Genomic DNA, 16620 nt, shown 5'->3' on the forward strand with positions numbered 1-16620 from the left:
CAGACGCAACCCCTTTTTTTAAAGTTTTTTAATTTTATTTATCAAGTGATCTTTTTTTAGTCATTTTAAGTAAGTTTTTTACATTTTTTATCCAAATTTGATTTAATACATGTCAAGGAGCAACTGTTAGAATAAAATAAATGATGAAACTAGTTGTTGCCCCATAAACAATTTTGCTTTTATTGATTTCGTTAAGGACTTATATGCATCGTTTAAAATTTTTATGGCTAAGCATGCTAACCATAGGTTTGACCTCTCATGTATTTGCTGAACAAGATGTAGAGACTACGTCTACTAATGCTCTTGATCAAAATACTGAAGTCAGTCAAGTAGCTGCAATAAATGCTGAAGTTGAAGCTACAGGTGCTGAAAGTAAACACCCTCGTCTTGATGCTTTAAAAGAATTAAAAAATATTAAAGTTGAAAATTTGAAGGTAAATGCTAATGCTGCTCAAGCAGATGATGTAAAAGATCCTCTACAACCTTTGAATCGTGAAATTTTTGCATTTAATGATATGTTAGATCGTAACGTTGCTCGTCCTTTAGCTGTACAGTATGTAGCAAAAGTACCTGAAGATGTTCGAGGTTCTTATAGTTCATTTCGTAAAAATTTAAGTGAACCTTGGAATGCCGTAAATCAACTTGCACAAGGTCGTTTTAGTCGTGCAGCTAAAACTTTAGGGCGCTTTACCATTAATACAGTAACTTCTTTAGGTTTAGCAGATCCAGCAAAACGTTTAGGTCTACCTAATGAAGATGAAAGCTTAGGAACAACTTTGGGTTATTATGGTGTTCCAAGTGGTCCTTATTTAATGTTGCCACTTTTAGGACCTAGCACTTTACGTAATTCTTTAGATTATGTTGCTGAAAGTTATGCTAATCCTTTGACGTATCCAATGGATGATAATGATCAAACAAGTTTAATTTGGGGCAATCGTATGATGGGTGGTATTAATGCCCGTTCACGCTTGTTAGAGTTTGAAGGTGCTTTACAAGGTGATAGATATGCTGCGATTCGTGATATTTATTTACAACGTCAAGGTTATAACATCGCTCAGAAAAAAGGTTTAGGTGCTGAAGCAATTTCATTTGTAGATGATGAAAGTACTGAAGACCCTGATTCAACGCAATAATCGCAATATAATTGAAAATATTTTGTAAAACTTATTTTGTGTTGGCATTACTTTGTGGATGCCTACACTACTTGGCTATCTATTTTACATCGTCTAACATAGATTTAGCTTTATCATTTTAGTTTCAGGATCATTAATTAACTTTATGTATTTCATTCAGCCCACTCGCACAATACCGAATTTAGACCAAGTACTAAATAATCTTCCGAGTCTGCAAATGATCAACATTGAAGATATTAACCTGTATGATCCAACAATTATTGCAATTGCTGATGTACAAGACTATTTACAACATCAGTGGAATTTGCCTACTGTTGTGATAGCGTTTGAAAATGAAGGCACAGCATTATCACAAGCATGGGAATTAGGTGCTTTAGCGGGCTGGATCTGGACACGTCTACCTGCACATCCTGAACATTCATTATTAAAAATAGATGCACAATATAAACGTAATCAGGACAGTCGTGACTTACCTTCTGCTGCCGAATTACAAAAAAAATTACTTCCTAATCCTATTGAACTACAAAATTATAAAGTTGAAACATTATTTAAACCTTCAGCTTATTTATCTGGCGATTGGTATGATTATTGGAAAATAAGCGATAAAGAAATTATTTTTTATTTAGCTGATGTTTCAGGACATGGTGTGACAAGCTCTTTACTCACTTCATGGATGGCAGCATTTCATGGTCGCTCAAAAACCCCAAGAGAATTAATTAAAAAATTGAATGGGATGTTGGTTCAGGAAAATATTGAAAAACACATCACCATGATTGCAGGCGTTCTAAATTTAGAAACACATGTGCTGAAGTGGTCAAGTGCTGGGCATTATCCTCCTCCTATTATTTTTGAGCCGAACCAAGCACCTCGCGTTTTAAACACCAGTAGTTTTCCTTTAGGTTTAACAGAAGACCTCGAAGTTGAAGAGTTTCAATTTGTTCTCAATCGACATGCTCGGTTTATTATTTGTTCTGATGGTGCACTTGAACCTTATGATGGCGGATTAAACGAACAGTTCTCACAATTGGTCTATCATTTGCAAAATCAATCATTCCAAGCACCTAATCATGTTGCTGATGATATTGCCATTCTCAGTTTAAGAAGAATGAATTAATCTAATATTCATATACTTAGTTAAATATAGACTATTCTCTAACTCAAGAATACTTGAGTATAAAGTTGCGCTATGTGATAATTTTCCTATCCTTCTCTGCAAATGGCATTTATATGTCAACAGGTCATGTTGAATATGCAAGCTTGAATGGAACGCATATTTTCAAACTTATTGGTGAAGTACGCGCCCAGTCTTGCATAAGCTTAGACAAACTTTTGGCAAGGATCGAACAGCAAGAAAACGTCGTTGGCGCTATTGTTGATTTGACCCAAACCAGCTTTATAGACAGCACAGTTTTAGGTGTATTGGCGAAGTTGGGCTTAAAGCTCAAGCAAGTCCATCACATCCAAGCGGTCATGTTATCTACAAATCCTGATATCACCACTCTAGCCAATAGCATGGGCTTAGGGCAGGTTTTTGTCATCTTAAATTATTGTGGCGACCCAAATGTGTGCACACAAGCTTTGTTAGATGACAATATCAATCACAATACAATGCTACATACTGTTTTAGATGCACATAAAACATTAATGAAACTCAATGAAAATAATCAAAATATGTTTGAGCCATTAGTGAAGCAACTTGAGAAACAAAAAGACGATATGCAATGTGTGCTAAATTCTGAGCCTCAACATAACATCTAAGTTTTAAAATAAGTCTAATTAAGGAAAAACAATGACTTTACTTTCTGTTGTTCAAATGAATTCTCAAAATGACATTGAAGCAAATTTCAGTGTGATTGAGTCATTGATCCAACAAAGTAAAGCCAATGGTGCTTCTTTAATTGTATTTCCTGAAAACTTTGTTTGTTTTGCTGCGGGTAAACAGCGTGAAACAGCCGAACGCTTTGAAGAATTTCAACAGCGTTTAGAGCATCTTGCTGCTCAGTATCAAATCTGGATTGTTGCAGGCACATTGCCTTGCCCTTTCCGCCCTGACGGTTCGACGATTTCAGATGGTCGGGTTCGTACAGTAAGCCTGTGTATCAGCCCTGAACGGACTGAAGCACGTTATGACAAAATTCATTTGTTTGATGTGCAAGTCGGTGATTCGGTGGGGGGCTATCAAGAGTCAAAATTCTTTGAACCTGGTACAGATGTAGTTGTGGCGAAAACCCCTTTTGGCAATATCGGCTTGATGGTCTGTTATGACTTGCGTTTTCCTGAACTTGCTTTAAGCCTGAGATCTCAAGGTGCCAATATTTTGACTGCGCCTGCGGCTTTTACTTATACCACTGGCGAAATGCATTGGCAGTTATTGCTTCAAGCACGAGCAATGGACAGTCAATGTCAGGTTTTAGGTGCAGCGCAACAAGGTTGGCATGGTGAAAAACGTCAGACTTGGGGACATGCAGGTGCAAGCAATAGTCGTGGTCAAATTTTAGAAATCACCAATCAAGAAGGTGCACAGCTTTTGACTGTGCCTTTTGATTTAGCAGAACAGGAAGCCATTCGTGCGTCTATGCCTTTGATGCAACATCGTATTTTAGTGCAATACTAAACATCATTTTTGTATTGCATCTCACTTTTCAATCTCTGATAAATTTACAAAAATACTGCTTATTCTATCCTCACTTTCAGACAGGATAATGGTTCAAATAAAATACACAGGGATTTACCATGTCTTTAGAAAAAGTTGTTTATACCGCACATGCAAAAGCCACAGGCGGTCGTGATGGTCGTGCCACTTCCTCAGATAATATTTTAGATGTAAAACTTGCAGTACCTACAGAAATGGGCGGTGCAGGTGGTGGAACCAATCCTGAACAGCTTTTTGCTGCGGGTTATTCTGCATGTTTTTTAGGGGCAATGAAGTTTGTTGCCAACCGTGATCATTTAAAAATCACGCCTGATGCTTATATTGAGGGTGATGTTGGTATCGGTCCAATTCCAACAGGTTTTGGTATTCAGGTGACTTTAAATATTCATTTGAAAGGTTTGGAACAAGCAGAAGCGCAAAAACTGGTGGATGCTGCGCATATTGTTTGTCCTTATTCAAATGCAACACGTGGCAATATTGATGTGACGTTGAATGTGATTGTTTGATGGTTTGATGCCTATCTAGACATTTAATTTTAGATAGGTTTTATTTTAAATACTTATTTTTTATAGCATAATATCTTCAATAAAACTTTGAAAAATGTGCTTAGAATGAATCTTGAATCCAAAATCAACAATGAACTCATTGAAAGTGAATGTCTAGAAAATGATGAAACACTAGAATTACAAGAAAAAGATATAAGACAAATTATCTGGCAGCCCAAAGATTTCTCATTAAGAGAGTTTCTTTCAATGCAACAAGATAATGATTTAGATTTACAGCCAGAATATCAAAGAAAATTTGTTGCTTCGTTGAAAATTGCAAGTAGATTAATCGAATCTATATTAATGGATGTTCCTATTCCTGTTATTTATTTAGCAGAAGAAAAAGATGGAACATTTAGCGTCATTGATGGACAACAACGTCTGACATCTTTTTTAAGTTTTATTACAGGAAAATTTCCAAATGGTGATGTTTTCAAATTGACAGGATTAACTGTTTTTAAAGAACTCAATCGAAAAACTTTTGAGGATTTAGACAAAGCATTACAAACCAAAATTAAAACCACAACTATTCACACTATATTGATTAAAAAGGAATCAAATGAAGATGTGAAGTTTGAAATTTTTGAACGACTTAATACAGGATCAACCGCCTTAAATGAAGATGAAATTAGAAATAGTGTTTATCGTGGTGATTATATAAAACTACTAAGCGAACTTGAAAATAATAAAACTTTTGATCAACTCGTTAAAAAGGATAATTTTAAAAATCGTATGATCTATAGAGGTATGATTTTACGTTTTTTTGCGTTGACTGAAAAATCTTACTTAAACTATAAACCAAGTATGAAACAATTTTGCAATAAAGAACTTCGAGATAATCGCTTTATCACGCAAGAAAAACAAAAAGAGTATAAAGAGCGATTTAATCATTGTGTTGATTTAGTTAAAGTTGTGTTTGGTGAAACTGCTTTTAGAAGATACTTGGGAGCAGCTAATGAAACTCAACAAGGAACTTGGGCAACAACACGCATTAATATGGCATTATTTGATATCCAAATGTATGGCTTCAAAGACTATTCAAAAAATGATGTTTTAAGAAATGCTGACTATATTCGAGAAGCCATGATTGATTTGATGAATAACAACCATGAGTTCATTGATTCCATTTTAATACAAACCTCAAACAAGGAAATCCTTAGAAAAAGATTTAAAATTTGGACTGAAAAACTTGAAGAAATTATTTCAGATAAAAATTATGAATTAAGAATCTTTCCTTATGCCATCAAAAAACAATTGTTTGATCAAAATCCAGTGTGTTCAATATCAAAACAACGCATTTTAGCAATTGAAGACTCAGAAGTTGATCACATTATTCCATACTCAAAAGGTGGAAAAACTGATATTGAGAATGCACAATTAGTTTTACGATATTTTAATCGAGCAAAAAGCAATAAATAATAAATACCCCCATTTTTGACTGGTGAAGCAAACATTTTTCATGCTTGCTTTGCTACTCCTCTATCCATATCCTTTATACCACCACTAAAATATTAAATATATTCTTATACTTCAATACAATAAGAAAAAATACTTTCATCACTCTGCTGCTTCATTGGTGACACGTAAAACCTCTTCCATCGTGGTTTTACCTGCCAACACCTTACGCAAACCATCATCACGGATCGAACCTGCATCACGGCGCGCATATTCCTCAAGTTCATACTCAGCCGCATTGCCATGAATCAAACGACGCATTTGCTCATCGATAGGCACAATTTCATAAATTGCGGTACGACCTGTAAATCCTGTATGTGAACAATGATCACAGCCCTTTGGCACAGGCAGTTTTAAATCAATTGCATTAGAAACAGGCTTAAAAATGGCTTTCTCAAAATCATCTGCTTCACGCCATGTATGACATTGCGAACAGATTGTTCTCACTAAACGCTGCGCAATCACCCCAATCAAGGAACTCGATAATAAGAAAGGTTCAATCCCCATATCTTTTAAACGTGTCACTGCACCAATTGCGGTATTGGTATGCAGCGTAGATAAAACCAAGTGACCTGTTAATGAGGCTTGCACAGCAATTTCTGCGGTTTCAAGGTCACGAATCTCACCCACCATCACCACATCGGGGTCTTGACGAAGCATGGCTTTTAAAGCACGTGCAAACGTCATATCCACTTTGGTATTGACCTGCGTCTGTCCAATCCCTTCAAGCTGATACTCAATCGGATCTTCGGCAGTCAAAATATTTTTAGAACCATCATTTAAGTCAGAAAGCGCAGCATACAGCGTGGTGGTTTTACCCGAACCTGTTGGACCCGTGACCAAAATAATGCCATGTGGGCGATGTACCAAAGTCGTTAAACGCTCATAATCACTTGGCATTAAACCCAAATGCGTCATGTTTAAACGCCCTGCTTGCTTATCTAGCAAACGCATCACCACACGTTCACCATGTGAAGATGGTAAAGTTGAAACACGGACATCCACTTCACGTCCTGCAAGACGCAAAGAAATACGGCCATCCTGAGGAATACGCTTTTCGGCAATATCCAGTTTTGCCATGACTTTAATACGAGAAACCAAAAGTGGCGCAAGTTCACGCCGTGGTTGGACAATTTCACGTAACTGACCATCCACACGTAAACGCACAGAAAGTTTCTTTTCAAAGGCTTCAATATGAATATCAGATGCACCCACACGAATGGCTTCGGAGAGTAAGGCATTAATTAAACGAACAATCGGTGCATCATCTTCCTGATCCATTAAATCTTCTGTTTCAGGAACTTGATCTGCTAAACTAAGTAAATCAGGGTGATCTTCCAAACCTGCTGCAACTTGTTGTGACTCACCTGTTTCACCTGCATAACTTGAACTGAGTAAATGATTAAATTCTGTTTCATTACACAGTTGATGATGTGCAGAACGACCAAGGTAACGGCGTGCCTCTTGAATGGCAATCTGTGTAGTATTTTCACGACGGACAATAAAAACTTGATCGCCTTCGTAACGTAATAGCACTCCATGCCGTTTCGCAAAACTATAAGGTATTTGTAATTGTTTAAGGACTTGCATTACAACTTATATTAATGATTAAAATTGTTTTGAGTGTACTCTAAGCGCATGACAGCGTGAAGACTGTTTTTTAAAGAAATGATCAGAGGAATGAAGCCTTTTGTCCATAAAAAATGAACATCTAGAACCCGAACTTCCTGATCTGAAATGGTGGGGAGAGCAAAATTTTGAGCTAAATCAATCCAAAGCATGGCAATTTGGCTCAACAATGATGCGTTTAACACGCGGTCTACAAGAATGGCGTTTGGAATATTATCGTCCTCAATTTCAATATGACTATGAGCAACAATGGAGTTGTATCCACGATGTTCATTTTGCTTTTCCACAGCCTGTGCATGTTGAACGCTATATGTTTAGAGAAACGCATAATCACTTTCAACTGATGCCACGTTTAGCAGATCGTTCAGTGGTGATTCGCCCTGTAGATCCAATTTATATTCCTGCGGGACAACGTGGAACATTGTATATTAGTACACCGCTTTGGGTGGCAGGTTTTGTACAAGCACAAAAAGAACCGTTGTTTGATATTCCTGTAATTTTACCTAAAGACACATGGTTTGGTCCTGATCATCGCAATGGTGAAATGTGTTATGCAACGGCTGTAGATGGACGAACAGAGCTTAACCTTTTACGACCTCGTGCTTTTCGTGCCGTAACCCCGATTGTTTTTCATAATATTAGCAGTCATCAATTACGTTTTGATCGTATGAATGTACCTGTTCCTGCACTACCTTTATTTTATAGTGAAAGTACAGGACGACTTTGGACATCACAAATTAAAGTTATTTATGAAGGTGATGACCGCCCTGCTCGTGTCAAAATTGAAAGTCGTACGCCACCTTTAGCAGGTGAAGTGAGTTATGTTCATCCACCACGTTCGCCAGGTGGTGCGCTATTTAATATGTTTGATTCATTCTTCTAAGAGGTCAGCATGGCAGAAACCAATATCCCTAAAGACATTGCTGATAATCTAAAAGGTATTTTCACCAATATTAATACTGACCGACTCAGTGAAATTGTGGTTGCAATTGTGCTGTGTTTTGTGGGTTTTTTATTGGCACGAATCATTTCAAATACCTTTATTCGAACCATTGGTACCAAGTTTAATGCGCATCAACGCTTGGTATGGCGACGAGGGATTTTTTATTTTATTTTCATGATTTTTGTGATGGCGAGTTTAAAAGAAGCAGGCTTTAAACTCAGTGTCTTTTTAGGCGCAGCAGGGATTTTGACCGTTGCTTTGGGTTTTGCCTCACAAACTTCAGCCTCAAATTTAATTAGTGGTTTGTTCTTGATTGGTGAGGGTTCTTTTGAAATTGGCGATACCATTCAGATCACATTAATTCGTGGGCATACCATTGAAGGTGAAGTGATTTCCATTGATTTGCTTTCTGTCAAACTGCTGACTTGGGATAATGTTTATGTACGCTTACCCAATGAACAACTCATTCGTGCGCCTGTACATAATTTATCAAAGTTTCCGATACGACGAATTCTCATTACTTTAGCCATTAATTTTCATGAAGACATCAACAAAGTACGTGAAGTATTACTTGATCTTGCTGATGATTATCCTTTGATTTTAGCTGACCCTAAACCGCGTTTAAGCGTCACCTCTTTTGGTGAATCTTCAATTGAGTTGCATTATGCATTATGGTGTAAACAAAATAATTATATGCAAGTTAAAGATGAAATCCATGAACAAATTCGCAATCGTTTTGTTGAAAATCAGATTGAAATTCCTGTGCCTAAAATTGGTTTTGTAGATCGCCCATTTACCCAACATAGCGCATTAGCCAATGAAGATGTTGATGCCTATACAAATGCACAAGAATTAAAAATGCAAAAAAATCAAGATAAGTATTTATAAACACGCACAATTTTACTTAAAAAATGTAATCGGAAAAACCCTCTAAAATTTAGAGGGTTTTTATTTTTAATGATTTAATGCTTTTGTTTCAGGAATCGGTGCAATATAAGCAATGATAAGCATGACAAAACCTGCACCCAAGAAAGAAATAACACGTGTTAATGTACCAATATGTGAGAGGTCAAGTAAGACTAATTTTAAGGTCACAAGCATTAAAATACTTCCGCCTAAAATCCATAAAGAGCGCATATCTTTCTTTGTTGCATAGCTCATGGTAATAAAAGCCAAACTCACCCAAAGCAAAGTAAAACTCAATTGAATTGTCGAGTTTTGCCAAATCTCAAGCGTATTATATGGTGTAGACAAATAGACATGTAATGCTCGCAAAATCACATAACTACTCAACCAAAGTAAACTTAAAACCGATAACACAGCCACAATTCCACGATCCATCCCCTGTTTAAGTTGTAAGCTCAACATCCAAATAAAACCAAATAAAATCGCAATACTAATCAAGTCAAAAGGATTTAACACAGGAAGTAGATAAAACTGAAAAGGTTGTTGTGAAAATAATTGTGAACATACAATCCAGATGAGGATCAAAGCTAAACTACTTCGTGTTTGCCAAAACATCGTCCAATTCAAATTTTCTTTTTGGCTAAAACACCATGCACAGAATGCTAAAGGTAGGATCACCACACTGATATAAGGCAGAGCAGGCAAAATACTCAAACTCATCAAGCTTAAGCTCAACAAAGTTCCCAAACTCACCCATTCTTTTTCAAGTTTTAAACCAACAGAAGGACGCAGCCATAACCATGTCAACAATGCGCCACTAAAGAAAATGCCTGCTTGTTCAATCGTATTTAACCAAAGGATACTGCCGTTTTCACTACGATGAATGACGAAGAATAATGCAAAAATATAAAGTGGGATCACCCCAATCCATTTTGGAATCAGCCATGACCATGATGCTTTACGCCATAACATCACGCTATTTAAAATGACATATAAGCCACTCATCAATATTAAGGTGAAAATATACTGAGATGATCCTTCAAGATAATCCACCCATAAAAATAATTGCATAGCGGTTGCTGACAGCAACAACATACTCAAAAAAGTAATACTGCTATAGGTTAATTGTTGTTGAAACTTTTCATGTGCATTGGCAAGTAAAACTACAGCAAAATAGCTGATACTAAGCACCCAATACATCAAACTTGGAAAATGTGCAGATTCAAATAAATAATATAAGCTCGACAAGCCTGCAACCAGTAATAACGCACTTGCCAGATAACGACTCACTGTAGATTTTTGATATAAAGCAAATACAAAAATCAGTACACCTTCCACCGCCCACCCCATCACACTCCATTCATCTTGTAAAAGAAGTGGCGGAATTAATGTGATAAAAATCAACATTAAACTAAAATAACTTTGCGAAATAATTTTGACGGTTTGATTGCGCTTCGCCAATAGATACAGCACTGCAAATAACACCGCAAATGCTAGACTCAGACTGGCTTGCCATACTGTTTTTTCAAAATAAATCAAATATAAAAAAGTATAAGCAACCAATGGCGCACCAAAAATGAGGGCGATGTCTAAAGCAGGTTTTAACTGAAATTGTTGTACATCTTTTTGTGCGATCAGCTGACTAAAACGGAAACCTAACCAAATAAAAATGGCAGTATGTGCAAGCACCAAAAATGCCAAAGCATCATGTTGCTGCGTTTGCCCATGAATAAAGGCATAGCTTCCTGCAACAATGACAGTCATTAAAAATGCGATTTGATTGAGAATTTTCCACGGACGTAAAGTTGTTAAAATGGCAACACAGAAATTAATGACCCAATAATACGCAACAAATTCTACTGCTGTTGCCGCTCGTACAGGCAAAGTAAAAGGTGCTACAGCGGCAATGACCATTGCCATTAAAGCCAATTCAATACTCTGCTGTTTTAAACTTAAAGTCAGCGTGAGTGCCATGACCACAGCAAAACAGATACTCGCAACATAAATATTCGGAATGACATGATTGTAATAAGCAAAAAATAGCGTTAAAAATAGTCCTGCTAATCCAAGTCCTTCAAGTGCTAAAGCAAAACTTCTATTTTTATTCTGTAGAAAAACACCAATCCTTGTAAGCACGAAGCTTAGTATTGCAACAATTGCCAGTTTTAAAGATAAACTGACCTGCCAATGTTCCGTTGCAAAACGCAGTAATAAAATAATCCCAATGACCAATACAACAGTTGCGGCTTTTAAGACAGGATTGCCTTGAAAAATCCATTGTTTAATTTGCTGTATTAAACTCATTTCAGGATGAGTTTCAGATAACGGTTGGGTCGAATTTGAAATAACCGCAGTACTGTTTTCTGGTGTGATAGGTTGTTGCTGCACATGGTGCAGCTTTTCTTGTAATTGCTGTACAGAGCGCTCTAAACGTCTTAGCCACCTTAGAAAAAAGAAAATCCAACAGGTTAAACCCAAGCCTATCAGCCAACCCCATTGCAGGCTCATACCCACAACCGCAAGCAATGACGAAATATAAAGCGGTACTTTTGAGGTAAACTGTAAAGTCAGATGTTGTTGCGCTGAAATATCAATCAAAGGCTTTTGCAAAGCATCGACATAATGCATCACGCTCATCACAAATGCCAAACCGCAGACATAGGTCAATACTTCAATCTTTAAAAACCATGCTGAAACCGCAACAATCGTTAAGACCATTAACCAAATAATACGAATCTCACTCTGCCCTTTGAGCATATTTCTCTGTCTCTATCCTGAGTATTTGGATGATACAACAGTCAAACGCTGAGTTCTGATGAATTCATCAGATATTCGGTAACTATCGTTCTACATCATGATGCTATGCTCCTTTCCAAAATCACGTACAATACTGCTATTAATTGAATTAGGAATTTTGCAATGCCACCATTTGTTTTGGTCGATGGGTCATACTTTTTATTTCGTGCCTTTCATGCACTACCACCATTAACCACCTCAACAGGTTTACAAACCAATGCAATTCGTGGTGCTATTTCTGCAATTCAAAAGTTAATGCGCCGTGTTCAACCTACGCATATGGCAGTGATTTTCGATACACCTGAACCTACTTTTCGTCATCAACTTTCACCGATTTATAAAGGTGATCGTCCAAGTATGCCTGACGAACTTGCTCAACAAATTCCTTATTTACATGCTTTAATTCGTGCGCTAGGTATTCCACTTCACATGCTACCTGGTGCAGAAGCGGATGATATTATTGGTACTTTAGCCAAACGTGCTGAAGCTGCGGGTCATCAAGTCCTGATCTCAACAGGTGATAAAGACATGGCACAGTTGGTCACTGAAAAAGTGACGCTTGAAGACAGTTTTAAAGATAAACCTATGAATATTGAAGGGGTCATTGAAAAATTTGGTGTACGTCCAGATCAGATCATTGACTATTTAACCTTGATGGGCGATGCCTCAGACGGAATTAAAGGTGTCCCTGGTGTAGGTGCAAAAACAGCAGCCAAGCTTTTAAATGAATATGGCAATTTACAAAATATTATTGCCAATGCTGACAATATTAAAGGTAAAGTTGGTTTAAATATTAAAGAAAACCAAGACGGTATTAAGCTTGATCACCAACTTGCAAGTATTATTATCGACCTTGATATGGGCTTGACCTATGATGACTTGAAACTGACCGACCCAAATGTTGAAGAATTACGCAACCTTTATACTGAGTTAGAATTCCGTAATCAATTACAATCTTTAGATCATCCCAACAATCCAAACAGTACTGCGTATAAACAGACCTCAAAACAAATCGAAAAAACTGCACAAAATACTGAAAAAAATAATGATCAAGCCATTTCAAGTAGTGTTGATGATCAACTTGGACAAGCAACTTACCACACTATTTTAACTCAAGCGGATTGGGAGCAGTTTTTCAAGCGCTTAAGCACAGAAAAACGTTTTGCCATTGATACTGAAACCACCAGTTTAGATTATCGTGTTGCAGAAATAGTTGGTTTTTCAGTCGCTTTTGATGCGAAAGATGCCTATTACATTCCACTTGCACATGATTATGAAGGTGCGCCTGAACAACTAAATCGTGATGTAATTCTGCAACACATTAAACCTATTTTAGAAGATGTAACTGTTGAAAAAATTGGACATCATTTAAAATATGATGCGCATATTTTTGAAAATCATGGTATCCATTTGCAAGGTTGGTATTTTGATACCATGTTGGCATCTTATGTCCTAAACTCAGTGGCGACTCGTCACGGTATGGATGATGTTGCACGTGTTTATTTAAGCCACTTGACCACAAGCTTCGAACAAATTGCAGGCAAAGGCGTAAAGCAAAAAACCTTTAATCAAATTGAGCTTGAAACTGCGGCGCATTATGCTGCCGAAGATGCACATGTGACCTATCGTTTATACGAAGTACTCAATCGTAAGCTAAAAGAAATCCCTGAACTATCAGGTATTTTGCACAATATTGAAATGCCTGTTGCTCGCGTTCTCACGATAATGGAAGAAAATGGCATTGCATTAAATCTGGCATTTTTAGACCAACTCAGTGTAGATTTTGCTGAAACCATTCAAAACCTTGAAAACCAAATTATTGAAATCGCAGGCGAATCTTTTAATGTCGGCTCACCAAAGCAAGTGGGTGAAGTCTTATTTGAAAAATTAGGCTTAAAAGGTGGTAAGAAAACAGCTACAGGTCAATACAGTACGTCTGAAGCAATTTTAGAAAAAATTGATCATCCTATTACCTCATTAATTATTGAATATCGTGGTTTAACCAAACTCAAAAGTACTTATACCGAAGGTTTATCTAAACAAGCCAATAATGAAACGCATCGTGTACACACCAGTTATCATCAAGCATTAACGGCTACAGGTCGCTTATCTTCGACCGATCCAAACTTACAAAATATTCCTGTTCGTGAAGAGATTGGACGTCAAATTCGTAAAGCATTTATTGCGCCTCAAGGTCGCGTATTACTTGCAGCCGATTATTCACAAATTGAACTGCGTTTAATGGCACATTTTTCCCAAGATGAAGCTTTGGTTCATGCTTTTAATCATGGGCAAGATGTACACCGTCGTACGGCATCAGAAGTTTTGGGTGTTGCACTTGAAGATGTCACCAATGATCAACGTCGCCAAGCCAAAGCGGTTAACTTTGGTCTGCTTTATGGTATGTCTGAATTTGGTTTGATTCGTCAACTTGGCTTTACCCGTGAAGAATCACAAAACTATATCAAACAATATTTCCATCGCTATCCAGGCATTTATGAGTATATGCAACGTACTCGTCAAGTGGCTTCAGAACAAGGTTTTGTCGAAACCATTATGGGGCGTCGTCTTTACACACCTGATATTGATGCACGAAATATGATGGTGCGTAAAGCGGCTGAACGTGCAGCAATCAATGCGCCACTACAAGGTTCTGCCGCTGAAATCATTAAAATGGCAATGATTGAAGTTGATAAAATCTTACCGAAAGATCAAGCCAAACTTCTACTCCAAGTCCACGATGAATTGGTCTTTGAAGTCGATGAAGTGATTGCTGATGAATTAGCAAAACAGATTCAGGACGTCATGCAAAAAGTGTGTACCTTATCTGTGCCTTTGTTGGTTGAAGTCGGCAAAGGCAACAATTGGGATGAAGCGCATTAAACTTGAAATAAGTTCCCTCTCCTCTCAGGAGAGGGTTAGGGAGAGGTGAGCTGTAAAAATAAGAAGCTATGCCTAGTGAAGCCTCTTTTCCACTAGCCCCCAATGAAGTTCAATAGAACACCACATTTGAATACTTGAATAGTCATCATCCTCAATTCACTTCATAAATCTTCAGTAATAAAAAAGGACTCAATCGAGTCCTTTTTTATTTTCAATCAATAAATTACAAACCTGTTAATAAAACCTTTGCAACTTCATTCATTAAAATTTCAGCAATATACAACGCAAGAAATGCCAAAATCGGAGAAAGATCAATCATTCCCATATTTGGCATGATTTTACGAAATGGTGCTAATAATGGCTCAGCGAGTTCTTGGATCACTTCAATATAAGGTGAACGAGATTGGGTAAACATCACCACCCAACTTAAAATAATCGTTGCAAAAATTAAATAACGACAGAAGCGAATCAAATCCTGAATCATGGTGACAAAAGTCAAAATCAATAAATGTACTGGGCTATTTGGCATAGCACCTTGTAAATACATGATTCCAAAAATTTTCAATAAATACAGAACAATCAACAACGCTAAAGCTGCAGTATTGACTCGTCCTTTGGCAATTGTCGGGAAAATACGACTAAAAATATCAACAATTTTAGTCGCTTTTACTGTAGAAAGAACCACAGGATTATATGGACTCACCATTGCCAATTGCATTAAAAAACGAAAGAATACCAGCAAAATTGCGACGTTAATAATAATGCCAAAAATCTGCGCAGAATTTGCACCCATATTGGAATATTCCTAAATAAAATCAATAATTAAATCAATTATTTCGTACTATCACTTAATTCTTGTGCTAATTCTTGACTACGTTTTTGAGCAGCAGCAAGCGCAGTTTGAATATTTTGTGAAATTTGTGCACGATCAAAAACTTCTAATGCAGCCTGAGTTGTTCCATTCGGAGAAGTCACATTTTTGCGTAACTCCGAAGGACTATTTGCACTGGTAATTGCCATTTGTGCAGCACCCAAAGCTGTTTGTAATGTCAAAGCTGTTGCGACTTTTTCATCCAAGCCCATATTTTTTCCTGCACGAATCATACTTTCCATCATATAGAAAAAGTATGCAGGACCAGAGCCAGAAACAGCAGTAACAGCATCAATTTGTACTTCAGTATTGACCCAAATGGTTAAACCTGTCGCTGCTAAAACTTGACTGGCTAATTCACGATCTGCACGAGCAACATTGTCATTCGCAAACAAACCATGTGCGCCTGTTTGTACCAATGCAGGTGTATTTGGCATCACACGAACAATACGATCTGTTCCTGTTAAAAGCGCAATCGTCTCAATTTCAGCACCAGCGACAATTGAAACCACCAACTTATTGTCAAATAAACCATGCAATGGCTTTAATAAAGCACCTAAAACTTGAGGTTTTACAGCAAGAACAACGACATCTGCTGTTTCAATTGCTGCAACATTATCATCAGTTACATGTACATCTTTCTCTTGTAATAACTCACGGATTTTTTCTACGGGGTCAGAAACTGTAATCCGTGTTGCAGGCAGTCCACGGGTAATCAAGCCACCAATTAGGGCTTGAGCCATATTTCCACCACCAATGAAAGTAATATTACAATTTAAAGCTGCACTCATGAATTTCGCTCGACG

13 protein-coding genes are annotated in these 16620 nt (G+C 37.2%); 9 read left to right on the top strand and 4 right to left on the bottom strand.

The features are described from left to right. Positions 1–203 precede the first annotated feature (203 nt). From C9E89_RS01420 to C9E89_RS01445, 6 genes are all read left to right on the top strand, one after another. Positions 204–1133: an MlaA family lipoprotein gene (locus C9E89_RS01420; RefSeq protein WP_107006664.1), complete on the top strand. Its 930-nt coding sequence runs from the start codon at positions 204–206 to the stop codon at positions 1131–1133. Positions 1134–1278: 145 nt separating this feature from the next. Beyond that, a complete protein-coding gene (gene gigA / locus C9E89_RS01425) occupies positions 1279–2247 on the top strand; it encodes an RsbU family protein phosphatase GigA (protein WP_107006665.1) in 969 nt (322 codons plus the stop codon). Positions 2248–2360: 113 nt separating this feature from the next. Then, positions 2361–2891, top strand: a complete 531-nt coding sequence (gigB, locus tag C9E89_RS01430; protein ID WP_107006666.1) for an anti-anti-sigma factor GigB — start codon at positions 2361–2363, stop codon at positions 2889–2891. A gap of 31 nt (positions 2892–2922) precedes the next feature. Beyond that, positions 2923–3747: a carbon-nitrogen hydrolase family protein gene (locus C9E89_RS01435; protein ID WP_107006667.1), complete on the top strand. Its 825-nt coding sequence runs from the start codon at positions 2923–2925 to the stop codon at positions 3745–3747. A 119-nt stretch (positions 3748–3866) separates the two neighbouring features. Then, positions 3867–4292, top strand: a complete 426-nt coding sequence (locus C9E89_RS01440) for an organic hydroperoxide resistance protein (RefSeq protein ID WP_107006668.1) — start codon at positions 3867–3869, stop codon at positions 4290–4292. 105 nt (positions 4293–4397) lie between these two features. Then, positions 4398–5750, top strand: coding sequence for a GmrSD restriction endonuclease domain-containing protein (locus C9E89_RS01445; RefSeq protein WP_107006669.1), 1353 nt, complete (start codon positions 4398–4400; stop codon positions 5748–5750). A 138-nt stretch (positions 5751–5888) separates the two neighbouring features. On the opposite strand, the gene gspE is transcribed toward C9E89_RS01445, so the two are convergent. After that, positions 5889–7376: a type II secretion system ATPase GspE gene (gspE, locus tag C9E89_RS01450; protein WP_107006670.1), complete on the bottom strand. Its 1488-nt coding sequence runs from the start codon at positions 7374–7376 to the stop codon at positions 5889–5891. 100 nt (positions 7377–7476) lie between these two features. Here gspE and C9E89_RS01455 point away from each other — a divergent pair, with 100 nt between their 5' ends. Then, on the top strand, positions 7477–8298 hold the full coding sequence (locus C9E89_RS01455; RefSeq protein ID WP_107006671.1) for a hypothetical protein: 822 nt from the start codon (positions 7477–7479) through the stop codon (positions 8296–8298). A 9-nt stretch (positions 8299–8307) separates the two neighbouring features. Continuing rightward, complete coding sequence (locus C9E89_RS01460; protein WP_107006672.1) at positions 8308–9246, top strand: mechanosensitive ion channel family protein; 939 nt, start codon at positions 8308–8310, stop codon at positions 9244–9246. Positions 9247–9312: 66 nt separating this feature from the next. Here C9E89_RS01460 and C9E89_RS01465 read toward each other — a convergent pair whose 3' ends face one another. After that, entirely contained in the window at positions 9313–12021 is a 2709-nt protein-coding gene (locus tag C9E89_RS01465) for a DUF2339 domain-containing protein (RefSeq protein ID WP_107006673.1), read from the bottom strand. 162 nt (positions 12022–12183) lie between these two features. Here C9E89_RS01465 and polA point away from each other — a divergent pair, with 162 nt between their 5' ends. Then, positions 12184–14943, top strand: coding sequence for a DNA polymerase I (gene polA / locus C9E89_RS01470; RefSeq protein WP_107006674.1), 2760 nt, complete (start codon positions 12184–12186; stop codon positions 14941–14943). 223 nt (positions 14944–15166) lie between these two features. Here polA and C9E89_RS01475 read toward each other — a convergent pair whose 3' ends face one another. After that, positions 15167–15736, bottom strand: a complete 570-nt coding sequence (locus C9E89_RS01475) for a YggT family protein (protein WP_107006675.1) — start codon at positions 15734–15736, stop codon at positions 15167–15169. 38 nt (positions 15737–15774) lie between these two features. Further along, on the bottom strand, positions 15775–16605 hold the full coding sequence (gene proC, locus C9E89_RS01480; RefSeq protein ID WP_107006676.1) for a pyrroline-5-carboxylate reductase: 831 nt from the start codon (positions 16603–16605) through the stop codon (positions 15775–15777). Between the last annotated feature and the right edge of the window lie 15 nt (positions 16606–16620).

Source organism: Acinetobacter sichuanensis (genome assembly GCF_003024515.2).
GTDB lineage: Bacteria > Pseudomonadota > Gammaproteobacteria > Pseudomonadales > Moraxellaceae > Acinetobacter > Acinetobacter sichuanensis.